This is a genomic window from Bacteroides neonati (assembly GCF_000499785.1).
Taxonomy (GTDB): domain Bacteria; phylum Bacteroidota; class Bacteroidia; order Bacteroidales; family Bacteroidaceae; genus Bacteroides; species Bacteroides neonati.
In genome coordinates this window covers 64,717-87,953 of sequence record NZ_HG726021.1, presented here as the reverse complement: position 1 = coordinate 87,953, position 23,237 = coordinate 64,717, and the positions used below count along the sequence as shown (strand labels likewise).

Below are 23,237 nucleotides of genomic sequence, written 5' to 3'. Positions count from 1 at the left end.
GTGGGCAAAGATAACAAAATATGTCTTTCACTGTTCTTTTTCTAAGAAAAAATATATTCATCGGACTATTAGAGGCTTCAAAAAGGATAAAAATTAAGATATTTGTATTACTTTTGTAGTCTACAAAATAGTGTAAAAAAATAGCATGAACGAATATAAGAAGAAAATAATATTCATTGTCAATCCTGTTTCGGGTACTCAAAGCAAAGAATTGATTCTTAGCTTATTGGACGATAGGATAGATAAGGAAAAATACTCATGGAACGTAGTATATACCGAAAGAGCCGGTCATGCGATAGAGATTGCTTCGCAAGCAGCAGCAGATAAAACAGATATCGTAGTAGCTATTGGCGGCGATGGCACGATTAACGAAATAGCCCGCTCGCTGGTACATACCGATACGGCACTGGGAATCATTCCCTGCGGATCGGGAAACGGGTTGGCACGCCATCTGCATATCCCCATGGAACCTAAGAAAGCACTTGATATTTTAAATAAAGGAATCATCGACGTAATTGACTACGGCAAGATAAACGGAACAGCCTTTTTTTGCACATGTGGTGTCGGGTTCGATGCCTTTGTCAGTTTGAAGTTTGCCAATGCCGGTAAACGAGGGTTATTGACGTACCTGGAAAAGACCTTACTCGAAAGTCTTAAATACGAACCCGAAACCTATGAGTTGGAAACAGAAGACGGAACATCGAAATACAAAGCTTTTTTGATTGCTTGCGGCAACGCATCGCAGTATGGAAACAATGCTTATATTACCCCTCAGGCAACACTCACCGACGGGTTGCTGGATGTAACCATCCTCGAACCCTTCACTGTGCTCGACGTGCCTTCACTCTCTTTTCAGCTATTCAACAAAAATATCGACCAGAACAGCCGCATCAAAACCTTCCGCTGTAAGAAACTAACGATTCACCGCACCAAGCCGGGCGTGGTACACTTCGATGGAGATCCGCTTCACGAAAAGGAAATGCTGAATATCGAAATCATTAAAAAAGGATTGCACGTGGTTATTCCTCAACATCCCGGAAAGGACAATAGTAATGTGCTGCAAAAGGCACAGGAGTATGTCAATGGCATCCGATTAATGAACGAAGCCATCGTACAAGACATCACGCACCGGAATAAAAAGATTTTAGAGAAGCTGACAAAGAAAGGCAATTAATTTACAAATTACAAAATATTGTGTATTTTTGCAAGCTGCTAATTAAAGAATATAAAGATTATCATAAAATACAAAACAGATGTTTAGAACGTATACGTGCGGAGAATTAAGAATCTCCGATGTGAACAAGCAAGTCACACTAACAGGATGGGTGCAACGTAGTCGCAAGATGGGTGGAATGACCTTTATCGACCTTCGCGACCGTTACGGCATTACTCAATTGGTCTTTAATGAAGAATCCAATGCAGAGCTGTGCGAACGTGCCAATAAATTAGGACGCGAATTTGTGATTCAAGTAACGGGAACTGTAAACGAGCGTTTTAGCAAAAATGCTAATATCTCTACAGGCGAAATCGAAATCATCGTATCCGAGCTAAATGTACTCAACGCATCCGCTACACCTCCTTTCACCATCGAAGACAATACTGATGGAGGTGATGATATCCGTATGAAATACCGCTATCTGGATTTGCGACGTAATGCCGTACGCTCGAACCTTGAGTTGCGCCATAAAATGACAATCGAAGTACGTAAATATCTAGATGAGTTAGGTTTCCTCGAGGTAGAAACTCCGATCCTGATCGGCTCTACTCCCGAAGGTGCACGCGACTTCGTAGTACCTTCTCGCATGAATCCGGGACAGTTCTATGCCCTTCCACAATCGCCGCAGTTGTTCAAACAGCTGCTTATGGTATCGGGATTCGACCGTTACTTCCAGATTGCCAAATGCTTCCGTGATGAAGACTTACGTGCCGACCGTCAGCCCGAGTTTACACAAATTGACTGCGAAATGAGTTTCGTTGAGCAGGAAGATGTAATCAGTACATTCGAAGGAATGGCCAAGCACCTGTTCAGAACTATTCGTGGCATTGAGCTCACCGAGCCGTTCAAGCGTATGCCTTGGAGCGAAGCAATGAGACTGTACGGTAGCGATAAGCCCGATATCCGTTTCGGTATGGAGTTTGTCGAACTGATGGATATCCTCAAAGGACATGGATTCCCTGTGTTTGACGAAGCGGCTTACGTAGGTGGTATCTGTGCCGAAGGCGCTGCAAGCTACACCCGCAAGCAACTGGATGCACTGACCGAGTTTGTCAAGAAGCCTCAGATCGGAGCTAAAGGTATGGTCTACGCACGTGTCGAAGCAGACGGTTCGGTGAAGTCGAGCGTCGATAAATTCTACACACAAGAGGTATTGCAGCAAATGAAAGAAGCATTTGGAGCTAAGCCCGGCGACTTGATCTTGATTCTATCGGGTCCCGATGCTATGAAAACCCGCAAGCAGCTCAATGAGCTTCGTTTGGAGATGGGTAGCCAGTTGGGCTTGCGCGACAAGAATACATTCGCTTGCCTGTGGGTGGTAGACTTCCCGCTATTCGAGTGGGACGAAGAGAAACAACGCTTCATGGCCATGCACCATCCGTTTACCTCACCCAAACCCGAAGATATTCATTTGTTGGATAGCGATACGGGAGCTGTACGTGCCAATGCTTACGATATGGTTATTAACGGTGTCGAAGTAGGTGGTGGTTCTATCCGTATACACGACAGTCAGTTGCAGAACAAAATGTTCGAGCTGTTGGGCTTCACACCCGAACGTGCACAAGAGCAGTTTGGTTTCTTGATGGATGCTTTCAAGTATGGTGCACCTCCTCACGGTGGTTTGGCTTACGGATTAGACCGTTGGGTATCGCTCTTTGCCGGATTAGACTCTATCCGCGACTGCATTGCGTTCCCTAAAAACAATTCGGGTCGTGATGTAATGAGCGATGCTCCTGCAGCACTCGATCCTTCACAACTGGAAGAGTTGAACCTGATTGTCGATATCAAAGAATAATAGGTGAAGGAATCGGTACGTATTTTTCGTTTTGCTGTTATCGGCACACTGAATGCAATCATTACAGTAGCTATCATTTGGCTGATGATGGATGTATTATCATACGATTACATTCCGGCCAACATCACGGCATACGTTATCGCCCAAACCAACAACTTTATCTGGAGTAAATACTGGATATTCCCGACCGAAAAGCAGAAGAACAACATCTGGCAACAGGTGCTGTTCTTTGGTTCGGCCTTTGCTCTGGCCTATGTTGCTCAGTTTCTTTTTCTGATTACGTTGGTCGAAGCGGGAGATGTGAACGAATATTTAGCTCAATTCATGGGGCTGTTTATTTACGGAGCGATGAACTTCATTATCAATAAAAAACTAACTTTTAGATAAAAGCTTCAAGAGATTAAAAAGAAAGGGCAGCGCAAAACAATGCGCCGCCCTTTCTTTTATCTATAAGCGTTGTTATTCTTGTCTGCTAAAAAGCTCATTGCTCATCTAAAAAGCGTTTGGTCAGTCCGGCATAAGCATCAATTCTGCGGTCGCGCAAGAATGGCCACCAACGACGCACGTTCTCCGAACGCTCCATGTCTACTTCGACCACCTTTATCTCATTGGTCTCACTGCCTGCTTGTGCCAAGAACTCGCCTTGCGGTCCGGCAACAAAGCTGTTTCCCCAGAACTGAATACCATTGGTTTGCCCCGACGGATCGGGTTCATGCCCTACACGGTTCACCGAGACAACTGGTAAGCCGTTGGCCACCGCATGCGCACGCTGCGAAATGATCCATGCGTTGAGTTGGCGTGCTTTCTCCTCCTCGGTATCACTGCTTTCCCAACCAATGGCAGTAGGGTAGATCAATAGCTCAGCCCCTTTCAGAGCCATTAAGCGAGCGGCTTCGGGATACCATTGATCCCAGCACACCGATACGCCCAACTTACCGAGTGATGTTTGAATCGGTTCGAAGCCGATGTCTCCCGGTGTAAAGTAGAACTTTTCGTAATAAGCCGGATCGTCGGGGATGTGCATCTTGCGGTACTTGCCTGCCAAACGACCATCGGTATCAAAGACTACGGCTGTATTGTGGTACAGCCCCGGCGCACGCTTCTCGAAAAGAGACGTCACTAAAACGACTTGATACGCCGCCGCCAATTCGGCATAGAATCCGGTAGAAGGGCCGGGTATCGGTTCGGCCAGGTTAAATAAATCGGTATTCTCTGTCTGGCAAAAATAGAGTGAGTTATGCAACTCCTGCAATACGATGAGTTGAGCACCTTGCGCGGCACAGGCTTCGATGCCTTTGGCCAGATTCATCATATTGGTGCGCGTATCTGCACTGTTGGATTGCTGTATAATGCCTATTTGTATCTTCTTCATGCTAAATCGGTTGTTGTTACGCAATAACACCCGAGGGGTATTGCATCGTTACACAATGCAGTGATCCGTGCTGCTTGATCAGCGCACAGCAATCAATGCCAATAATCTCGTAAGTAGGGAAGGCTTCCTGCAATACCTCTTTGGCCTTTCTGTCATTCGCAGGCTGGCGGTAAGTAGGGTAGAGCACGGCATCATTTAAGATCAGGAAGTTGGCATAAGTAGCAGGCAACCGCTCACCGTCTTCTTCTATCTTATCGGCCATGGGCAAGGGCAACAATCGATAAGGCTCACCAGCGAGTGTACGGAATGTCTTCAGCTGCTCTTCCATAGCCAGCAAAGCTTCGTAATGCTCGTCGCTTGGGTCGGTACACTGCACATAGGCAATGACAGACGGAGAGCAGAAGCGTGCCAACGTATCGATGTGGCTGTCGGTATCGTCGCCTGCCAGGTAACCATGATCGAGCCACAACACCCGTTGCAGGTGAAAAGAGCGGCGCAGGTATTCTTCAATATCAATGCGGTTCATGGGCTGGTTGCGGTGAGGTGCGAGCAAACAATGCGATGTGGTAAGCACCGTGCCCATCCCGTCGCTCTCAATGGAACCACCTTCGAGCACAAAGTCGAGTCGGTCGATATACGTACCTTTCAGCATACCTGCATCGACGGCACAACGGGTAATCCGGTTATCGCGTTCGGCAGCAAACTTATTGCCCCAGCCATTGAAGGCGAAATCGACCAACGAAGGGCCACACGTATCCATCAGCGTAATAGCACCATGATCGCGCGCCCAGGTATCATCGGTCGGGCAGATCAGGAAACGAACATTCGATACGTTGATCTGATTGGCAACGAGCTGTTCTCTAACCTCATCGGGTTGGGGGGTAACGATCAATAGCAGCTCACGCTTGGCTATCTCGCGGGCAATCTGAACGAAGCAGGCTTCCACTTCGGGCAACATATACGCCCAATCGGTTGCAGCGTGCGGCCACGTAAGCTGTACGCCACTTTGGGTAAACCATTCGCCCGGCAAGAACGGAGCTCTCATCTCTACCTGTTCGGTGACTACTACACCGAAATTCAACTGTAAATCTTTCTCTGAACCTCCTGTACGGGGTAGGCCAACAATAATTCCCATCTATTTATCATTTAAAATATGTACATTTATAGCGTTTCCTGCTTGGGCTTCCGATCGAAAAACGGATTTTTAGACGAAGCACTCAACGGAATGGCAAACACCGTTTGGCACCCGGGCAACCAATCAAGCTGCTGAGCCGCCAGTCCGGCGGAGAACATAACGCGCGTATCGACCCGGTTGTCGGCAGCCGTAGCACAAGCCGACCCAATGGCAATACCCACATCGATGCTGTTGAGTGCACACGGAACACCTTCGGTACGGCCTGCACACGTGGCAAAACCGCAGTGACCGCAGTTTAACCCTTGCGCCTGCTCGCGCGTACCTATTAATATAACACATTCGGCACTAAGAATGTTATCGGCATCGCGCAAGAAGAATTTCATTCCATTCTCCTCGGCAAGAGCTATCATCTTGTCCGACAACACCTTCATGTCATCGCCTCCGACCATTGCTATTTCAATAATATCAACGCCTTTGCCTTTGGGGGCGGTACGCGCTGCAACCATCATTTGCCTGCCTACGCTCAATACCTGCTCGTGGCGGGTGTCTCGTTCGTTCAGTATCATATTCTTTTTTTAATTAATTGACTAGGCAAAGATAAGGTTTTTCAAGAAAATAGTACCTTTGCCGAAAAGAAAGATTTAGAACAAAATGCTACACATACAGAATGCCTGCATTGTATTCGGAGACGAAGTGCTCTTTTCGGAGTTTAACATGCAATTACTAAGAGGCGAGATCGCCTGTATCTCCGGACAGTCGGGGAGAGGAAAAACCTCGCTTCTCAATGCCGTCATGGGCTTTGTTCCGCTACACCGGGGAACCATCAGCGTAGCCGGTATTGAGCTGAAGCAAACGACCATCGACAGCATTCGCAAGCAGATCGCTTGGATTCCGCAAGAGCTGGCACTCCCCACCGAGTGGGTGGCAGAGATGGTGAAGCTTCCTTTTGAGCTGAAAGCCAACCGGAGCATCCCCTTCTCGACAGAACGCCTGTTTGCTTGTTTCGACGCATTGGGACTGGAAGAGGAACTGTACCACAAGCGGGTAACCGAGATTTCGGGCGGACAACGGCAGCGTATCATGCTCGCCATAGCCGCCCTGCTGGAGAAACCGTTGATCATAGTCGATGAACCCACTTCGGCACTCGACCCCGAATCGACAGATAGAGTCGTAGCGTTTTTGAACCAACAATCGAACAAAGGTACGTCTGTACTGGCCGTATCGCACGATAAAAGATTTGCAGCCGGGTGTCATCACCTCATCGAGCTGTAAAGGTCATTTCAATCACCAATCTTGTAAATTGAACTCATGGGCACTATTGATATTTCTTATTCCAACTTACTGATCGGACTGCTGCTGCTGGGCATTCCGTTCTTCTACCTGCATAAATTTAAAACAGGACTGGTACAAGCTACCGCCATCGGCTCGGCACGGATGATCGTGCAACTGTTTCTCATCGGCATGTACCTGAAGTACCTGTTTTTATGGAACAGTCCGTGGATAAACTTCCTGTGGGTTATCATCATGGTGCTGGTAGCGGGGCAAACGGCACTGGTACGCACCCAACTAAAGCGCAAAATACTGTTGATACCCATCTCGGTGGGCTTTCTATCGAGTGTGGTGCTCGTAGGCATGTATTTCATCGGCATTGTTTTACGGCTCGACAATGTGTTCAGCGCGCAATACTTCATTCCCATCTTCGGTATTCTGATGGGCAATATGCTTTCGAGCAACGTTATCGCCCTGAACACGTATTACAGCGGACTCAAACGCGAGCAGCAGCTCTATTGCTACCTGTTGGGCAACGGAGCCACCCGGCAGGAAGCCCAAGCACCCTTCATACGCGAAGCCCTCATCAAGGCTTTCAGTCCGCTCATTGCCAACATTGCCGTGATGGGCTTGGTAGCATTGCCGGGCACAATGATCGGACAAATATTGGGAGGAAGCACGCCAAACGTAGCCATTAAGTATCAGATGATGATTATGGTCATTACCTTCGCCGCCTCAATGCTATCGCTCATGATTACCATCTCGCTGGCCTCCCGAAAGTCGTTCGATGCCTATGGAAAGCTACTGCAAGTAACCGTTGAGAAGAAAGAGAAAAAATGACCGAAAAGATCTTAGTAACGATAAGCGCATGCGAAAGCCCCGGATTCTTTATCACCGCAGAGTTCTCGCGCACAGGCGAGGGAATGCCTGACGGAATAGCTGATTTTATCGCTGCCAAACTAACACTGATCCGTGAGGGAAGCACTGTGCGGAAATTTGTTTTTCAGAAAGGGGAGTGGCGAATCATCTTCACGTTTTTCCCCACCGACCGTGTGGTCGAAGAGCGATATGCATTGAAGAATAAAGTCATGAAAAGACGATCACAAAAAAACGATATAGACGATGCTCAATAAAGCAATTGAAATAGCCCTTAAAGCACACGCAGAGCAGGTAGATAAGGCAGGACAGCCCTACATCGAACACCCGCTTCGTGTGATGAATATGGGAACCACCGACAACGAAAAAATTGTTGGCGTGCTACACGATGTCGTAGAAGATAGCGACTGGACTTTTGAACAGCTACAATGCGAAGGGTTCTCTCCTGAGGTAATTGAGGCTCTTCGTTCGATAACCAAACAATCGAAAGACGAACCATACGATAAGTTTATACAGCGAATCAAGAAAAACCCGTTGGCTGTGAAGGTGAAACTCAATGACTTGACGGATAATATGGATATTCGTCGTTTAGCCTATATTTCGGATAAGGATGTAAAGCGGCTGAAGAAGTACCTCAAGGCATACAAACAGCTTTCCAACCTTCCGGTATATTCCATCGATGCGTGCCGCGTTGAACACCCCAATGCGTATAACCCTTGGTTACAAGCGGATGACGACAGGTTAAAGCAGTTGCTCGGCGAAGGTAAAACGATAAAAGAGCTGGCCGATATTTTTGAGCGTAAAGAGGGTGGGATACAGTCGAGAATTAAAAAGTTAGGCTTACAAAGTTGACGATGAAGATTTAACACTGTTATCGTTATAACAATTCTTCTGTTTCTTACCACGCAAAAGTACGTATTGTTGGCATGAATGATTACGTACTCTTTGATAGCAAGAGTACATAATTAACACCGTGTTAATATACTACTCTTGCAAACAAAGAAAAACAAGGTGTTAGACTCTGAAAAAATATAAATCAACCGTTTGTTATACAGGTATTTACAATAGAATAAAACATTGTTTTCGACTTGAAATTTTCTTTTCTTCAGTCTCTCTTCATTGCTGATAAATCAACTATTACTCCATTCAAATTGCTTAATGAGCAACTCCATATTCTACTTCAATATGACTGATATTTGGGTATTGTAAAATAAAGAAATACTCATTATTCGTAATTTACCGAACAATTATTTGGCAGTCATAAAACTTGTTCGTAGATTTGCGAACAAACAAAAGCAGCCATGAAAAAAAATAGGGATTATACAGCAGATAATGAGCAATTAGCTCGTTTTGCAAAAGCATTAGGACATCCTGCGAGAATCACAATTATCGAGTTTCTAGCCAGCCAAGACAGTTGCTTCTTTGGAGATATCCACGATGAGCTTCCGATTGCCAAAGCGACTGTGTCTCAACACTTAAAAGAACTAAAAGATGCAGGGCTGATACAAGGCGATATAGAACCGCCAAAGGTTCGGTATTGCATTAACCGAGCGAATTGGAATAGAGCTAAGCAATTATTTGACTGCTTATTCTCTAATTGTTGTACTGACAAAAAAATATGCTGTGAATAACCGCATATTTTTTTAAAAACAATGTTCGTAGTTTTACGATTAACTAACATTAAAAATTTAGATAAAATGGAAATTAAGGTTTTAGGCACAGGGTGTGCCAGTTGCAAGACACTGTACGAAACAGTAAAGCAAGCAGTAGCCGAATTGGGTATCGAAGCTACAGTTATCAAAGAAGAAGACCTGATGCAGATTATGAATTACAATGTCATGTCAATGCCGGGTTTAGTAATCAACGAAAAGGTTGTTTCAGCAGGGAAAAAACTATCTGTTGCCGATGTAAAAGCGCTTTTAACGAAATAACTTACCGACAAAATGAACGTATTGATTCTTTGTACAGGCAATAGTTGCCGTAGCCAGATGGCACATGGCTTTTTACAGTCGTTTGACAAAAATATAACAGTTCGCTCGGCTGGTACACAGGCGGCAGGTAAATTAAATGCAGGAGCTGTTAAGGCGATGGCAGAGGTTGGGATAGATATTTCGCACCATACCTCCGATTCTGTTGACATGTATCTTGGTGAGGAGTGGGATTATGTAATAACCGTATGCGGTGGAGCGAACGAAGCTTGCCCTATGTTTACAGGAAAAGTAGCGCAGCGTTTGCACATTGGCTTTGATGACCCATCGCACGCCGAAGGAACGCTTCCATTTATCGAAAGCGAGTTTCGCCGTGTAAGAGACGAGATTAAAAACCGTTTCTACGAATTTTACATCAAAGAGATTAAAAAACAAGAATTACCCAAATGTTCTTGTGGTGGTAGCTGCTAATTACTATCTGCAATGGAAAAGAAACAAGGCATAGGCCTGAGCGATACCCGACTGTTTGAGTCGCGTTGTGCATCGTTATAGGCATAAAAATATTGATTTATAAATTATGATACAAAAATTTGCCGATTGGCTGGTATATGGGATTTTTGGAATGGGTGCCCATACGCACATGGGGGCTGCCGTTAACTTTTTCTTCTACGACACCATCAAAATTCTCATTCTGTTATTCCTTATCAGCGGATTGATGGGCATTGTAAATGCATACTTTCCCATAGATAGGCTCAGAACATTCTTAACCACACGTAGACTATACGGTTTTCAATACTTTTTTGCCTCCTTATTCGGGGCAATCACGCCGTTTTGCAGCTGTTCTTCCATTCCGCTTTTCATCGGATTTGTAAAAGGCGGTATTCCGTTGGGCGTAACTTTTGCATTTTTAATAACATCTCCGCTGGTAAACGAAGTGGCAGTAGCTATGTTTCTTGGAGCATTCGGCCTGAAAGCCACATTGATTTATACTATATCGGGTGTTTTACTTGGAACCGTTGGAGGGTTTGTTCTCGAAAAGTTCAAATTAGAGAAGTTTTTAAGCCCGTGGGTAAAACAGATTCAAGCTCAATCCGAGGTTGAAACAGCCCAGTGGGAAGCAGAACATATTTCATTTGCAAAACGCCTGCCTACAATAATAAAAGACGCTTGGGGTATTGTTCGTGGGGTGCTTATCTATGTAATTATCGGTATAGGTATAGGTGCTGCCATGCACGGCTTTGTGCCCGAAGGGTTCTTTGCAGAGTATTTATCTGCCGACAAATGGTATTCTGTTCCTTTGGCGGTTATTCTTGCTGTACCGATGTATGCCAATGCAGCAGGTATTGTTCCCGTCATTCAAGTATTTGTAGCCAAAGGCGTACCATTGGGAACGGCCATCGCCTTTATGATGGGAGTAGTCGGATTGTCACTGCCGGAGGCAACATTGCTCAAAAAGGTAATGACATGGCGCTTAATCGGAATATTCTTCGGAACCGTAGCACTGTTTATTATCCTATCGGGCTATCTGTTTAACATAGTGTTGTGATAGCAATAGAACCCTTCAGTATGACCTGAACCAGCAGATTGATTTATAAAAAACGATAAAAAGGGTACATCTTCCCTTTTTTTACTATCTTTGCACTCAAATTTTCTAATCACAATGAAAATTAAAGAAATAGTAAGCGCCCTTGAACGGTTCGCGCCTCTGCCATTGCAAGACGGATTTGATAATGCCGGCCTGCAAATCGGACTGACAGAAGCGGAAGCAACAGGGGCTTTGTTGTGTCTTGACGTTACCGAACCAGTGATCGATGAAGCGATCGCACACGGGTGTAACCTGATCATCTCACATCATCCTCTTATTTTTAAAGGGTATAAATCGATCACCGGAAAAGATTATGTAGAACGTTGCATACTCAAAGCCATCCGAAACGATATCGTGATCTATTCGGCTCATACCAATCTGGACAATGCAGCCGGTGGGGTGAACTTTAAAATAGCTGAGAAAATAGGATTGAAGAATGTGCAGATATTGGAACCCAAAGAGAATAGCTTGCTGAAGTTGGTTACGTTTGTTCCTTCGGCACAAGCAGATACGGTGCGCAAAGCCCTGTTCAATGCCGGGTGCGGAACGATTGGCAACTACGATTCGTGCAGCTATAATACAAAAGGCGAAGGTACGTTTCGGGCAGGAGAAGGAACAAATCCCTTTTGCGGCAGCATTGGTGAACTGCATCACGAGGAAGAGGTACGCATAGAAACCATCGTACCCGCTTTTCGAAAAGCAGAAGCCACCCGTGCACTATTGGCCGCACATCCTTATGAAGAGCCGGCGTTCGATCTGTATCCTCTTCAAAACACGTGGGCACAAGTAGGATCCGGAGTGGTGGGAGAGTTGGATAGTTGCGAAAGCGAACTTGAGTTTCTGAAACGAATCAAGAAAACGTTCGAGGTAGGTTGTTTGAAACACAACAAACTATCGGGACGCGAAATAAAGAAAGTAGCCCTTTGTGGCGGTGCAGGATCGTTCTTGCTGCCACAGGCCATCCGCAGCGGAGCCGATGTGTTTATAACGGGCGAAATAAAGTATCATGACTATTTTGGACACGAAGAAGAGATTCTGATGGCCGAGATAGGACATTACGAAAGCGAACAATATACGAAAGAAATTTTTTATTCTATAATCCGGGAGGTATGTCCGAATCTCGTGCTCCAACAGAGTAAGGTAAATACGAATCCCATCAAATATTTATAAATAAAATGGCTAAAGAAGCAAAAAACGAACCGAAAGAGTTGACAGTAGAACAAAAGCTGAAAACATTGTTCCAACTGCAAACCATGGTATCAGAAATCGACAAGATTAAGACACTTAGAGGCGAACTTCCACTGGAAGTACAAGATCTTGAAGACGAAATCATAGGTTTGAGTACGCGTATTGACAAGATCAAAGCGGAAGTAAGCGGGTTGAAATCTGCCATTGCCGGCAAGCGGGTAGAGATAGAGGCAGCCAAAGCGGCCGTCGATAAATACAAGTCGCAACAAGATAACGTACGCAACAACCGTGAGTATGACTTCTTGACCAAGGAGATCGAGTTCCAGACATTGGAAATCGAACTTTGCGAAAAGAGAATCAAAGAATTCTCAGCCGAAGAGCAAGAAAAATCGGCCGAAGTAGCTACGAGCACAGCTGCTTTGGAAGAAAGACAAAAGGATCTTGACCAAAAGAAGGGCGAACTGGACGAGATTATCTCTGAAACCAAGCAGGAAGAAGAGAGACTCAGAGAGAAAGCAAAAGACTTGGAAACAAAGATCGAGCCACGTTTGCTTCAGTCATTCAAGCGTATTCGTAAGAACTCACGCAACGGACTGGGTATCGTATACGTACAACGCGATGCTTGTGGTGGCTGTTTCAACAAAATTCCACCTCAGAGACAACTGGACATCCGTTCGCGTAAGAAAGTAATCGTTTGCGAATATTGCGGACGTATCATGATCGACCCCGAATTGGCAGGCGTACAACTGGAGGTGAAAATAGAGGAGACCGTTGCTGCACCAGCAAAAAGAGCGATCAAAAGAAAAATGACAGATGCATAAGGCTTAATTAAAATAAGTCGACAAGATAAGACCAAGGAGTTTGCAACTAACTCTTTGGTCTTTTTTTTTGATAATACCTTGCCTCCGCTCGGACAAAAGCAGAGAACAATATAATGATTTAGTTGTTCTCATTTCATTTCTATAAAACCTGAACTTATGAATATACGAGCCTGGAGCATTCCGCTTCTACTGTTTCTATCGTCTGCCGGATACGCACAGACAACCAAGCGTTACTTAAATGCCCCCTTGCCACAAACATGGGAGGAGAGTGGAGATGTATTTCAACAAGTACTTCCTGTCGACGACCAATGGTGGAAAGCCTTTGGCGATAAGTCGCTCGACTCACTAATTACAGTAGCCGTTGATCGAAATTATTCGGTACTGACAGCCATCGACCGCATGAATGCAGCCAAAGCCAACTTGCGTATCGAACGCGGAAACTTCTTTCCCAGCATCGGCTTCAATGGAGGATGGACGCGTCAGCAAAGCAGTGGACTGACCAGTGAGCTCCCCCAATCGACCCAGCATTATTATGATGCTTCGCTCAATATGAGTTGGGAGGTCGATGTATTCGGGAGTATCCGCCAACGGGTGAAAGCGCAGAAGGAGACTTTCGCGGCAAGCAAAGAGGAGTATACGGCAGTGATGGTTTCGCTCTCGGCACAGGTGGCATCGGCCTATATTAACTTGCGGCAATTGCAGCAGGAACTCAAAGTAGTACAGGAGAACAGCGAATCGCAAGAGGTAGTACTTAAAATTACCGAAGTCAGATACAACACCGGATTGGTGTCTAAACTGGATGTCGCCCAAGCCAAATCGGTATATTACAGTACCAAAGCGGCTATTCCGCAGCTCGAATCGAGCATCAATCAATACATCACTACCTTAGCGGTATTGTTGGGCACTTACCCGCAAGAGATACGCCCCATGCTCGAACGGGTAGGGACACTGCCCGATTATATGGAGCCCATCGGCGTAGGATTGCCTGCCGACCTGCTGTTAAGGCGTCCCGATATTCGTGTTGCCGAACGTCAGGTCAATGCACAGGCTGCCTTGGTGGGAGCTTCGAAAGCTGATTGGCTGCCCAAGGTATTCCTGAAAGGATCGGTGGGCTATGCTGCACGCGACTTTAAAGACCTGACCAATAGCAAAGCCCTGACCTATGAGATTGCTCCGGCACTGAGCTGGACACTCTTCAGCGGCGGACAACTGTTTAATGCCACCAAACTGGCACGCGCACAATTGGACGAAGCCATCAACCAGTTCAACCAAACCGTATTAACGGCTGTGCAAGAAACCGACAATGCCATGAATGCATATCGCAATTCGATTAAGCAGATTGTAGCACTGCGCGAGGTATGCAACCAAGGACTGGAAACACTGACCCTCTCACTGAATCTGTACAAACAGGGGTTAAGCCCGTTTCAAAATGTACTCGACGCACAACGCTCTCTGCTAACTTATGAGAGTCAGTTGGTCGAAGCACGAGGCAATTCGTTGTTGCAGCTCATTGCCATGTATCAGGCCTTAGGTGGCGGATGGGGCAATTAATAAGAATCATATAATCATAAAACCTACCCTAACAATGAAAAGAATGCTGTATATCCTTCTCGCTCTGCCATTACTGACAGGTTGCAAGGAGAAAAAAGAGATGTCGAGAGCTATGCCTACTCCGGAAATCAGTGTAGCGAAACCGCTGGTGAAAGACATTACGCTAACGAAGGATTATCCGGGGTATTTAACTTCGCAACAGACCGTTAATCTGGTAGCACGGGTAAACGGAACCTTGCAATCGGCCTCGTTTACTCCCGGTAGTCGGGTCAAGAAAGGACAAATCCTTTTTGTCATCGAACCGACGATTTACAAAGACAATGTATCGCAAGCCGAAGCTGCACTGCGAACAGCCAAGGTACAGCTGGAGTATGCCCGCAACAACTATTCGCGCATGACCGAAGCACTGAAAAGCGATGCCGTAAGCCGGATACAGGTACTACAAGCCGAATCGACTATGAATGAAGGCATAGCGGCAGTCAAAAATGCCGAAGCGGTACTAAACAGTGCGCAAACCAACCTGACTTATTGCTACATCAGAGCACCGTTTGACGGAACGGTGAGCAACAAAACCGTCGATGTAGGCAATTACATCAGCGGAGCCGCACAACCAGTTACACTGGCTACGATCTATCAAGACAACCGGATGTATACCTATTTTAATGTAGCCGACAACCAATGGCTATCCATGCTGATGAGCAATGAAAACAAAGATGGACTGCCCAGAGATGTAATCGTTCGCTTGGGAAAAGACGGCCTGCAAACCTATCCGGCGCAACTCGATTATTTATCGCCCAACGTAGACATGAGTACCGGAACGCTCAACGTTCGTGCCAATTTAGACAATCCGAAAGGGATACTTAAAAGCGGTTTGTACGTAAGCATCACCCTGCCTTATGCCCAACAACCCAACGCACTGCTGGTACAAGATGCATCCATCGGTACCGATCAATTGGGCAAATATGTATACTTGGTGAACGACTCTAATAGAGTAGATTATCGCCACATCATCACCGGACAACTGATTAGTGACACCTTAAGACAGGTTATAAGCGGACTTTCGCCAAACGACAAGTACGTAACCAAGGCGCTTATGAAAGTACGGGAGGGAATGCAGGTAAAGCCTGTGCTTGAATAAGAAAGACTTGCATGAATGATCATTAAAAAAAACAATTATTATGTTCTCAAAATTCTTCATCGACCGTCCTATATTCGCCACTGTGCTTGCACTACTCATCGTGGTAGCCGGACTGGTGACTCTCAATATACTACCCGTGGCACAATTTCCGGATATTACACCGCCTACGGTGCAAGTATCGGCGTATTATCCGGGAGCGAATGCGCAAACAGTAGCGCAAACCGTAGGTATCCCCATTGAGCAACAAGTCAATGGAGTCGACGGTATGTTGTACATGTCATCCAACTCTTCATCCTCGGGTGCATACTCGCTAACTATTACCTTCGCTGTTGGAACAGATATCGACATGGCTACCGTACAGGTACAAAACCGGGTGAGTATAGCCCAATCGTCGCTACCCGCTCCGGTAGTAGTGCAGGGAGTAACCGTGCAGAAGCAATCGTCGAACGTGGTTATGTTCCTGACCATGACTTCCAAAGACTCTATTTATGACGGGCTATACTTAAGCAACTATGCCAAATTAAACATGGTAGACCAATTGACGCGTGTGCCCGGCGTAGGCGTGGTCAACGTGATGGGAGCGGGCAACTACTCCATGCGTATCTGGCTCGATCCCGAAGCCATGCGCATTCGCAACTTATCTCCGGTCGACGTATACCAAGCCATTCAGTCGCAAAACGTAGAGGTATCAGCCGGATATGTGGGGCAACCCATTGGCAAGGACAATAAAAACGCCTATCAATACACCCTCAATGTAGAGGGACGCCTTACCTCGCCCGAGCAGTTCGGCGATATCGTGATTCGTTCCGATGCAGGTGGAAAGATGCTCAGGCTCAAAGACATTGCCCGTATTGACCTGGGTTCGGCATCCTACAACGTGGTTTCTCAAATCAACGGAAAACCCACAGCTGCCATCGCCATCTATCAGCAACCCGGTTCAAACTCGCTCGAAGTATCTAAAGGAGTGAAAGAGCGAATGAACCAGTTGGCAGAGAATTTTCCCTCGGGCATCACCTACAATGTAACACTCGATACGACGGATGTAATCAATGCTTCCATCGACGAGGTTTTGGTTACCTTCCTTGAAACAACACTACTCGTTGTGCTCGTCATTTTCCTTTTCTTGCAGAACTGGCGGGCGGTGATTATTCCGTGTATCACCATTCCGGTATCGCTTATCGGTACATTGGCGGTCATGGCAGCATTAGGATTCTCAATCAACACATTGACCTTGTTCGGTTTAATTTTAGCAGTCGCGATTGTGGTCGATGATGCCATCGTGGTGGTCGAGAACTCATCACGACTACTCGAAACCGGACAATATACACCTCGTGATGCTGTAACAAAGGCGATGGGAGAGATTACCGGTCCGATTGTGGGAGTCGTATTGGTTCTCTTGGCCGTATTTATTCCGACTACATTAATCAGCGGTATATCCGGGCAGCTCTACAAGCAGTTTGCACTCACTATTGCAGCTTCGACTGTGCTCAGTGGCATTAACTCACTGACTTTGACACCTGCACTTTGTGCACTTTTTCTGGAAAAAAGCAAACCTTCAAAATTCTTTATTTACAGAGGTTTCAATGTCGGATTCGATAAGACACAAGGATTGTATGACCGCATTGTGAAGGCTCTGCTCGTTCGTCCGTGGATGGCTTTGTTTTCTTACTTGATTATTTCAATTATTGCCATCATGTTGTTTATGAAATGGCCGTCTACGTTCATTCCCTCGGAAGATGACGGTTATTTCATTGCTGTGGTTCAACTGCCCCCGGCAGCTAGTTTGGAGCGAACACAGGCAGTAAACAAACAGATCAACAAAATACTCTCCGGTTACCCCGAGGTAGAGAACTACATCGGTATAGCAGGCTTCTCGATTATGGGAGGCGGCGAGCAGAGCAACTCTGCCACCTACTTTGTGGTCTTAAAACCATGGGACGAACGAAGCGGAAAGCAACATACGGCATCGGCCGTAGTGAACCGCTTCAATGAAATGGCCTACGGTATACAGGAGGGGCAGGTATTTGCCATGGTGCCACCTGCCATTCCCGGGTTGGGAGCCAGTGGTGGCTTGCAATTACAGCTCGAAGACCGCAATAATCTGGGGCCTACCGAGATGCAACAAGCCATCGGTACACTCTTGGCGACTTATCATTCCAAGCCGGCACTGTTGTCGGTATCGAGCCAATATCAAGCCAATGTGCCTCAATACTTCCTGAATATCGACCGCGATAAGGTTCAGTTTATGGGTATCTCCATCGATCAGGTCTTTTCAACGCTCGGATACTATATGGGCGCGGCTTATGTAAATGATTACGTGCAGTTTGGGCATATCTATCAAGTAAAAATTGAGGCAAACGATCAAGCCCAAAAGGTGATAGATGATGTGCTGAAGCTGAGCGTACCCAACGCGAAAGGAGAGATGGTTCCGTTCTCTTCCTTCACTAAGGTTGAAGAGCAGTTGGGAGAAGACCAGGTGAACCGCTACAATATGTATCCTACGGCTGCTCTGACCTGCAACGTAGCTCCCGGAAGCAGTACGAGCGAGGGCATAGCACAGATGGAAAGTCTGTTTAAAGAACAGTTGGGTAATAACTTCGGCTACGAATGGACCTCAGTGGCTTATCAGGAAACACAGGCCGGAAGCACCACCACAGTTGTACTGATTATGGCGATGCTGGTAGCCTTCTTGGTACTTGCCGCTCAATACGAAAGCTGGACAAGCCCCGTAGCAGCTGTTATCGGTCTGCCGGTAGCACTCTTGGGAGCAATGATTGGTTGCTACGTTATGGGTACACCGGTAAGTATATATACGCAGATCGGTATCATTCTATTGGTGGCCTTATCGACCAAAAACGGTATTCTGATTGTAGAGTTTGCACGCGACTTCCGCAAGGAGGGCAACTCCATACGAGATGCTGCTTACGAGGCCGGTCATGTTCGGTTACGCCCCATCTTGATGACTTCGTTTGCATTCGTATTGGGTGTGATGCCGTTGCTTTTCGCAACAGGTGCAGGAGCCGAAAGCCGTGTGGCATTGGGAGCAGCCGTTGTTTTTGGTATGGCATTAAATACCTTATTGGCAACTGTATACATACCCAATTTCTATGAACTGATGCAGACATTGCAAGAAAAGTTGAGCCGGAAGAAACAAAATCCTTCTTAAATTCTCTACATCCAATCGTACTAAGTAAAAAGCGAATCTCCCCCTCTTTTATTACTATTATATAGTTAACTAAAAGAGGGGGAGATTCGCTTTTTGAGTGTTTTATTTTCTATTTATTACCTCCCACTATTCGCCCTTCAACAAAGACTTTCTGAACGTGCAGATCCTTATTATAGAGTACGATATCGGCATCTTTTCCAACCTCCAGTGTTCCTTTTCTGTCGGCTATACGAAGAATGCGGGCAGGAGTTTCCGAAGTCATGCGTATAGCATCCTCCAATGGAGTCTCGGCGTCTTGTACCATGGTTCGAATCAACCGATCAGCCGTAGCAATACTACCTGCCAGGGCAGAGCGATCGGCGAGTTTGCATACACCATCTTCAATGATAACACGTTTATCATCAATCTCTGTTCCGGCTGCACAGGCAGCAGCAGCCATCGCATCGGTTACCAGTACGGTACGTTCCACCCCTTTTATTTTATAGATTAACCGAAGAATGGCCTCAGGTACATGAATACCATCGGCAATTACCTCAACGGTCATATCATCCATCAAGAAAATACTCTCTACAGTGCCTTCCCGTTTGTAAATACCCTCTTTGTGCATTCCTGTCATGGCATTATAAAAGTGGGTCGCATGTGTAAAACCTGCTTCATAAGCCTCTTTTACCTCCGGATAAGTGGCTACGGTATGAGCCAACGCAACAAGTACGCCCCTGCTCGATACATATTGGCCGAAGGCTAATGCACCCGGCAATTCGGGCGATGCACTCCAACGCTTGATACAGGAAGTAGAGGCCAGTAATGCCTTGTATTCATCGGGGTCAGGATTCGAAATATACTCGGGTGGCTGTGCACCTTTCATCGTCTCATTCAAGTAGTTTCCTTCGAGATGCAATCCCAGAATACGGGCACCTTTCTGAGAAGAGTTTTGCATACTTTCGCAAACCTCGATGGCTCGATGGATAGTATCGGGTGAAGAAACGGCCAAGGTAGCCAGCAAGGCAGTTGTTCCATGCTGGGCGTGAGCCTCAATAATAGTCTCAAAGGCCTCGGGAGTGGCTTCCATAAAGTCTCGTCCGCCACCTCCGTGTATATGCATGTCAATGCATCCCGGAACAACGTATTGTCCTTCTGCATCAATACGTATGGCATTATCTATTTTCTGATTGTGAGCACTTATTTTAGCTATTTTACCCTCTTTAATGAGCACAGAGGCATCTTTCAACCACCCGGCAGGAGTGAGCACCTGTCCGTTGGTAATCTGATAAATTTCGTTCATAATAATAAGGAGTAGTCCGGAATATCTTCCAGAAATGTATAACGTTGGTTTTTATAATCTATCTGGCAACAATAATGCTGAATACCATTGCTTACAATCAGGTAATCGACCTTCAAAACCATATTGTAGCGCGTAATCTGGTCAAACACGGCTTGTGTAATCTCTATGTGGGGAGCTTTGTATTCTACAATCATCCGAGCCGAAAGATCACGTCGGTAGAGCACCGTATCACATCGTTTTTGAGTACCGTTGAGGTGCAGTAATACTTCATTTGCCATCAGTGCCAACGGATAGCCTTTGTGTGCAATAAGAAAGTGAACAAAGTGCTGACGAACCCATTCTTCGGGTGTCAGAGCTACATATCGCTTGCGAATCACGTCGAAAATAACATTTTTTCCATTCCGTGTCGTTATTTTAGTGTCGAATACTGGCAGATTTAACGATAACATTTACTATTTTTGTAAGTTAAATAATGGTTCCCTACATTGGGCACACAAATTTAATGGATTATTATGAAAACAAAGCAAGAAATCGTAGCTAATTGGTTACCTCGTTACACGAAACGTAATCTGGAAGATTTTGGAGAATATATTCTACTGACCAACTTCAATAAGTATGTCGAAATATTCGCTGAAAAGTTCAATGTACCTATTCTCGGAAAAGACGCCAATATGACTTCAGCCACTGCCGAAGGAATGACGATCATCAACTTCGGTATGGGTAGTCCCAATGCTGCCATTATCATGGATTTACTGAGTGCAATCATGCCCAAAGCTTGTTTGTTTTTAGGAAAATGTGGCGGTATCGACAAGAAAAATAAAATAGGCGACCTGATTCTGCCCATTGCGGCCATTCGTGGCGAAGGAACTTCGAATGATTATTTTCCGCCCGAAGTGCCTTCATTGCCTGCATTTATGCTCCAACGTGCTGTTTCATCGTCGATTCGCGACTATGCACGTGACTACTGGACAGGAACGGTATATACCACCAATCGACGCATTTGGGAACACGATGAGAAGTTCAAAGAATACCTCACTACAACTCGTGCCATGGCAGTAGATATGGAAACTGCAACGCTATTTAGCTGTGGTTTTGCCAATCACATCCCTACAGGGGCATTGTTATTGGTTTCCGACCAACCAATGATTCCCGAAGGTGTGAAAACCGATAAAAGTGACAGTATCGTCACCAAGAACTATGTCGATGAGCATGTAGAAATAGGTATCGCTTCCTTGCGCATGATTATTGATGAAAAGAAAACAGTAAAACACCTGAAATTCGACTGGTAAAAAGAGAATATGGCTAAACAAGAACTGACCTGTGAAGACGTCCTCAAAGAGCTAAGGGCCAAACAATACCGCCCGATATACTATTTGATGGGCGAGGAATCTTATTATATAGACCTCATTGCCGATTATATCGCCGAAAACGTATTGAACGAAACCGAAAAAGAGTTCAACCAAACCGTAGTATATGGTGCCGATGTAGATGTATCGACCATTATCAATGCCGCCAAACGCTATCCGATGATGTGCGAACATCAGGTTGTAATCGTCAAAGAGGCACAAGCTATACGCAACATAGAGGAGCTAGCATTCTACTTGCAAAAGCCGCTTACTTCCACCATTCTTGTGATATGCCACAAACATGGCACCCTCGACCGAAGAAAGAAATTGGCTGCCGAGATAGAGAAGAGAGGCGTTCTTTTCGAATCGAAAAAGATAAAGGAAGCTCAGCTTCCTGCCTTTATCAGCTCATACATGAAGCGAAAAGGCATCGATATGGAACCGAAAGCCACTGCCATGCTATCCGATTTCGTAGGCTCTGATTTAAGTCGTCTTACCGGAGAACTCGAAAAGTTAATCATTACCTTACCCTCCAATCAGAAGCGTATAACTCCCGAACAAATCGAAAAAAATATCGGTATCAGTAAGGATTATAATAACTTCGAATTGCGTAGCGCATTGGTGGAAAAGGATATTCTTAAAGCAAATAAGATAATAAAATATTTTGAGGAAAATCCTAAAACCAACCCGATTCAGATGACACTATCGCTACTATTTAACTTCTACGCTAACTTAATGCTTGCCTATTACGCACCCGACAAATCAGAGCAGGGTATAGCAGGTATGTTAGGCCTTAAAACCCCTTGGCAGGCTCGGGATTATATGGCAGCTATGCGTAAATATAGCGGAGTAAAGACCATGCAGATCGTAGGTGCAATACGATATGCCGATGCAAAATCGAAAGGAGTAAATAACCCTTCGACCAGTGATGGCGATATTTTACGCGAATTAGTGTTCAATATTCTTCATTAACCAAGACTTTTCTAAGCCCCTCCATTAGACAGCTGTTATTGCATCTATCAATATCGTCCTATGGAGGGTAAATTACCTCTCTTTTCTTATTATTTATTCGTTATTTAGGCTCGATTTTTCTCTCTTTATTGCCTAACCATAGCTCTTTCATCTTTACATCTTCATATCCAAATTCCGTCATTTATTTATAAGAGAATGCACGAGATTCTTCTACCTTCATTAGTATATATAGGATAATAATGAAGCCATAATAGTAGCATAATGTCAAATTGAGCTTCAAACTCTTCTATTTTCTAGAATACAGCTTGTTTAATGCAGAAAATAAGCATATAATTACCTATATATCAATAGCTTGAATCAATAAAAGCCCTCCTGTAATCGAAAAAAAATAACTATACGGTATTTTATACGGAAATAACGCCGAGAATTGCTAATAGAAGCATAAATGTAAATACTAAGTATCAGTTTTAAATAAGACGTCTCATTTTACATCCGTATAATTCAAAAGAATAAAGACAAGTAGTTGTATCTATAACCAACAAATTATACGTTTGTAATATATATCATTCATATATTAAATATACACATTTGTAATTC

23 protein-coding genes are annotated in these 23,237 nt (G+C 45.2%); 18 read left to right on the top strand and 5 right to left on the bottom strand.

Annotated features, from left to right (window positions below; genetic code table 11):
* Positions 1-145: 145 nt before the first annotated feature.
* The 3 genes from TY03_RS09470 to TY03_RS09460 all read left to right on the top strand — a co-directional run bounded on the left by TY03_RS09470 (position 146) and on the right by TY03_RS09460 (position 3,398).
* Positions 146-1,174 carry a diacylglycerol/lipid kinase family protein gene (locus TY03_RS09470; protein WP_042369547.1) on the top strand — a complete coding sequence of 343 codons (1,029 nt, stop codon included), beginning with the start codon at positions 146-148 and terminating at the stop codon, positions 1,172-1,174.
* Between the two features lie 79 nt (positions 1,175-1,253).
* Positions 1,254-3,011 carry an aspartate--tRNA ligase gene (gene aspS, locus TY03_RS09465; RefSeq protein WP_042369542.1) on the top strand — a complete coding sequence of 586 codons (1,758 nt, stop codon included), beginning with the start codon at positions 1,254-1,256 and terminating at the stop codon, positions 3,009-3,011.
* A 3-nt stretch (positions 3,012-3,014) separates the two neighbouring features.
* The gene (locus tag TY03_RS09460; RefSeq protein ID WP_042369540.1) at positions 3,015-3,398 is read left to right on the top strand and encodes a GtrA family protein; all 384 of its coding nucleotides are present in this window, start codon (positions 3,015-3,017) and stop codon (positions 3,396-3,398) included.
* 94 nt (positions 3,399-3,492) lie between these two features.
* Here TY03_RS09460 and TY03_RS09455 read toward each other — a convergent pair whose 3' ends face one another.
* Genes TY03_RS09455 through TY03_RS09445 form a run of 3 tightly spaced genes read right to left on the bottom strand, consistent with a single transcriptional unit; the run spans position 3,493 to position 6,084 of the window.
* Positions 3,493-4,383 carry a carbon-nitrogen hydrolase gene (locus tag TY03_RS09455; RefSeq protein ID WP_042369538.1) on the bottom strand — a complete coding sequence of 297 codons (891 nt, stop codon included), beginning with the start codon at positions 4,381-4,383 and terminating at the stop codon, positions 3,493-3,495.
* A gap of 16 nt (positions 4,384-4,399) precedes the next feature.
* Complete coding sequence (locus tag TY03_RS09450; protein ID WP_042369537.1) at positions 4,400-5,518, bottom strand: agmatine deiminase family protein; 1,119 nt, start codon at positions 5,516-5,518, stop codon at positions 4,400-4,402.
* 26 nt (positions 5,519-5,544) lie between these two features.
* On the bottom strand, positions 5,545-6,084 hold the full coding sequence (locus TY03_RS09445) for a ferredoxin domain-containing protein (protein ID WP_042369535.1): 540 nt from the start codon (positions 6,082-6,084) through the stop codon (positions 5,545-5,547).
* A gap of 85 nt (positions 6,085-6,169) precedes the next feature.
* On the opposite strand from TY03_RS09445, the gene TY03_RS09440 reads away from it, so the two are divergent.
* The 13 genes from TY03_RS09440 (at position 6,170) to TY03_RS09380 (ending at position 19,040) form a co-directional block, all read left to right on the top strand.
* A complete protein-coding gene (locus tag TY03_RS09440) occupies positions 6,170-6,790 on the top strand; it encodes an ABC transporter ATP-binding protein (RefSeq protein WP_042369533.1) in 621 nt (206 codons plus the stop codon).
* A gap of 36 nt (positions 6,791-6,826) precedes the next feature.
* A complete protein-coding gene (locus tag TY03_RS09435; RefSeq protein WP_042369531.1) occupies positions 6,827-7,627 on the top strand; it encodes an ABC transporter permease in 801 nt (266 codons plus the stop codon).
* Positions 7,624-7,920 carry a hypothetical protein gene (locus TY03_RS09430; RefSeq protein ID WP_042369529.1) on the top strand — a complete coding sequence of 99 codons (297 nt, stop codon included), beginning with the start codon at positions 7,624-7,626 and terminating at the stop codon, positions 7,918-7,920. The genes TY03_RS09435 and TY03_RS09430 overlap by 4 nt, the downstream gene beginning before the upstream one ends.
* Entirely contained in the window at positions 7,910-8,515 is a 606-nt protein-coding gene (locus TY03_RS09425) for a nucleotidyltransferase family protein (RefSeq protein WP_074434158.1), read from the top strand. Before TY03_RS09430 ends, TY03_RS09425 begins: the two co-directional genes overlap by 11 nt.
* 449 nt (positions 8,516-8,964) lie before the next feature.
* Positions 8,965-9,294 (top strand): ArsR/SmtB family transcription factor, encoded by a 330-nt coding sequence (locus TY03_RS09420; RefSeq protein ID WP_042369527.1) that lies wholly within the window; start codon positions 8,965-8,967, stop codon positions 9,292-9,294.
* A 66-nt stretch (positions 9,295-9,360) separates the two neighbouring features.
* Complete coding sequence (locus TY03_RS09415; RefSeq protein WP_042369525.1) at positions 9,361-9,594, top strand: thioredoxin family protein; 234 nt, start codon at positions 9,361-9,363, stop codon at positions 9,592-9,594.
* 12 nt (positions 9,595-9,606) lie between these two features.
* A complete protein-coding gene (locus tag TY03_RS09410) occupies positions 9,607-10,062 on the top strand; it encodes an arsenate reductase ArsC (RefSeq protein WP_042369523.1) in 456 nt (151 codons plus the stop codon).
* Between the two features lie 106 nt (positions 10,063-10,168).
* Positions 10,169-11,137, top strand: coding sequence for a permease (locus TY03_RS09405; RefSeq protein ID WP_042369521.1), 969 nt, complete (start codon positions 10,169-10,171; stop codon positions 11,135-11,137).
* Between the two features lie 114 nt (positions 11,138-11,251).
* Positions 11,252-12,346: a Nif3-like dinuclear metal center hexameric protein gene (locus tag TY03_RS09400; RefSeq protein ID WP_042369518.1), complete on the top strand. Its 1,095-nt coding sequence runs from the start codon at positions 11,252-11,254 to the stop codon at positions 12,344-12,346.
* 5 nt (positions 12,347-12,351) lie between these two features.
* On the top strand, positions 12,352-13,185 hold the full coding sequence (locus tag TY03_RS09395; protein ID WP_042369516.1) for a zinc ribbon domain-containing protein: 834 nt from the start codon (positions 12,352-12,354) through the stop codon (positions 13,183-13,185).
* A gap of 156 nt (positions 13,186-13,341) precedes the next feature.
* Positions 13,342-14,736 (top strand): efflux transporter outer membrane subunit, encoded by a 1,395-nt coding sequence (locus tag TY03_RS09390; RefSeq protein WP_042369513.1) that lies wholly within the window; start codon positions 13,342-13,344, stop codon positions 14,734-14,736.
* 34 nt (positions 14,737-14,770) lie between these two features.
* Complete coding sequence (locus TY03_RS09385; protein WP_042369511.1) at positions 14,771-15,874, top strand: efflux RND transporter periplasmic adaptor subunit; 1,104 nt, start codon at positions 14,771-14,773, stop codon at positions 15,872-15,874.
* Positions 15,875-15,914: 40 nt separating this feature from the next.
* Positions 15,915-19,040 (top strand): efflux RND transporter permease subunit, encoded by a 3,126-nt coding sequence (locus TY03_RS09380; RefSeq protein ID WP_042369509.1) that lies wholly within the window; start codon positions 15,915-15,917, stop codon positions 19,038-19,040.
* Positions 19,041-19,149: 109 nt separating this feature from the next.
* Here TY03_RS09380 and nagA read toward each other — a convergent pair whose 3' ends face one another.
* Together nagA and TY03_RS09370 are read right to left on the bottom strand one after the other, a co-directional pair.
* Entirely contained in the window at positions 19,150-20,322 is a 1,173-nt protein-coding gene (gene nagA / locus TY03_RS09375) for an N-acetylglucosamine-6-phosphate deacetylase (RefSeq protein WP_042369507.1), read from the bottom strand.
* Positions 20,319-20,771 carry a type I restriction enzyme HsdR N-terminal domain-containing protein gene (locus TY03_RS09370; RefSeq protein ID WP_042369504.1) on the bottom strand — a complete coding sequence of 151 codons (453 nt, stop codon included), beginning with the start codon at positions 20,769-20,771 and terminating at the stop codon, positions 20,319-20,321. Before TY03_RS09370 ends, nagA begins: the two co-directional genes overlap by 4 nt.
* A 63-nt stretch (positions 20,772-20,834) precedes the next feature.
* Between TY03_RS09370 and TY03_RS09365 the strand changes: the two genes are divergently transcribed.
* A complete protein-coding gene (locus TY03_RS09365; RefSeq protein ID WP_042369502.1) occupies positions 20,835-21,611 on the top strand; it encodes an AMP nucleosidase in 777 nt (258 codons plus the stop codon).
* A 9-nt stretch (positions 21,612-21,620) separates the two neighbouring features.
* A complete protein-coding gene (holA, locus tag TY03_RS09360) occupies positions 21,621-22,640 on the top strand; it encodes a DNA polymerase III subunit delta (RefSeq protein ID WP_042369501.1) in 1,020 nt (339 codons plus the stop codon).
* Positions 22,641-23,237: the final 597 nt, after the last annotated feature.

Coding starts and splice junctions, on each gene's coding strand:
- TY03_RS09410 (WP_042369523.1), top strand. CDS start 9,607: ATGAACGTATTGATTCTTTGTACAGGCAATAGTTGCCGTAGCCAGATG.
- TY03_RS09400 (WP_042369518.1), top strand. CDS start 11,252: ATGAAAATTAAAGAAATAGTAAGCGCCCTTGAACGGTTCGCGCCTCTG.
- TY03_RS09370 (WP_042369504.1), bottom strand. CDS start 20,771: ATGTTATCGTTAAATCTGCCAGTATTCGACACTAAAATAACGACACGG.
- TY03_RS09405 (WP_042369521.1), top strand. CDS start 10,169: ATGATACAAAAATTTGCCGATTGGCTGGTATATGGGATTTTTGGAATG.
- TY03_RS09440 (WP_042369533.1), top strand. CDS start 6,170: ATGCTACACATACAGAATGCCTGCATTGTATTCGGAGACGAAGTGCTC.
- TY03_RS09390 (WP_042369513.1), top strand. CDS start 13,342: ATGAATATACGAGCCTGGAGCATTCCGCTTCTACTGTTTCTATCGTCT.
- TY03_RS09380 (WP_042369509.1), top strand. CDS start 15,915: ATGTTCTCAAAATTCTTCATCGACCGTCCTATATTCGCCACTGTGCTT.
- TY03_RS09450 (WP_042369537.1), bottom strand. CDS start 5,518: ATGGGAATTATTGTTGGCCTACCCCGTACAGGAGGTTCAGAGAAAGAT.
- TY03_RS09420 (WP_042369527.1), top strand. CDS start 8,965: ATGAAAAAAAATAGGGATTATACAGCAGATAATGAGCAATTAGCTCGT.
- TY03_RS09435 (WP_042369531.1), top strand. CDS start 6,827: ATGGGCACTATTGATATTTCTTATTCCAACTTACTGATCGGACTGCTG.
- TY03_RS09455 (WP_042369538.1), bottom strand. CDS start 4,383: ATGAAGAAGATACAAATAGGCATTATACAGCAATCCAACAGTGCAGAT.
- TY03_RS09430 (WP_042369529.1), top strand. CDS start 7,624: ATGACCGAAAAGATCTTAGTAACGATAAGCGCATGCGAAAGCCCCGGA.
- TY03_RS09415 (WP_042369525.1), top strand. CDS start 9,361: ATGGAAATTAAGGTTTTAGGCACAGGGTGTGCCAGTTGCAAGACACTG.
- TY03_RS09365 (WP_042369502.1), top strand. CDS start 20,835: ATGAAAACAAAGCAAGAAATCGTAGCTAATTGGTTACCTCGTTACACG.
- TY03_RS09425 (WP_074434158.1), top strand. CDS start 7,910: ATGCTCAATAAAGCAATTGAAATAGCCCTTAAAGCACACGCAGAGCAG.
- TY03_RS09445 (WP_042369535.1), bottom strand. CDS start 6,084: ATGATACTGAACGAACGAGACACCCGCCACGAGCAGGTATTGAGCGTA.
- TY03_RS09470 (WP_042369547.1), top strand. CDS start 146: ATGAACGAATATAAGAAGAAAATAATATTCATTGTCAATCCTGTTTCG.
- aspS (WP_042369542.1), top strand. CDS start 1,254: ATGTTTAGAACGTATACGTGCGGAGAATTAAGAATCTCCGATGTGAAC.
- holA (WP_042369501.1), top strand. CDS start 21,621: ATGGCTAAACAAGAACTGACCTGTGAAGACGTCCTCAAAGAGCTAAGG.
- TY03_RS09395 (WP_042369516.1), top strand. CDS start 12,352: ATGGCTAAAGAAGCAAAAAACGAACCGAAAGAGTTGACAGTAGAACAA.
- nagA (WP_042369507.1), bottom strand. CDS start 20,322: ATGAACGAAATTTATCAGATTACCAACGGACAGGTGCTCACTCCTGCC.
- TY03_RS09385 (WP_042369511.1), top strand. CDS start 14,771: ATGAAAAGAATGCTGTATATCCTTCTCGCTCTGCCATTACTGACAGGT.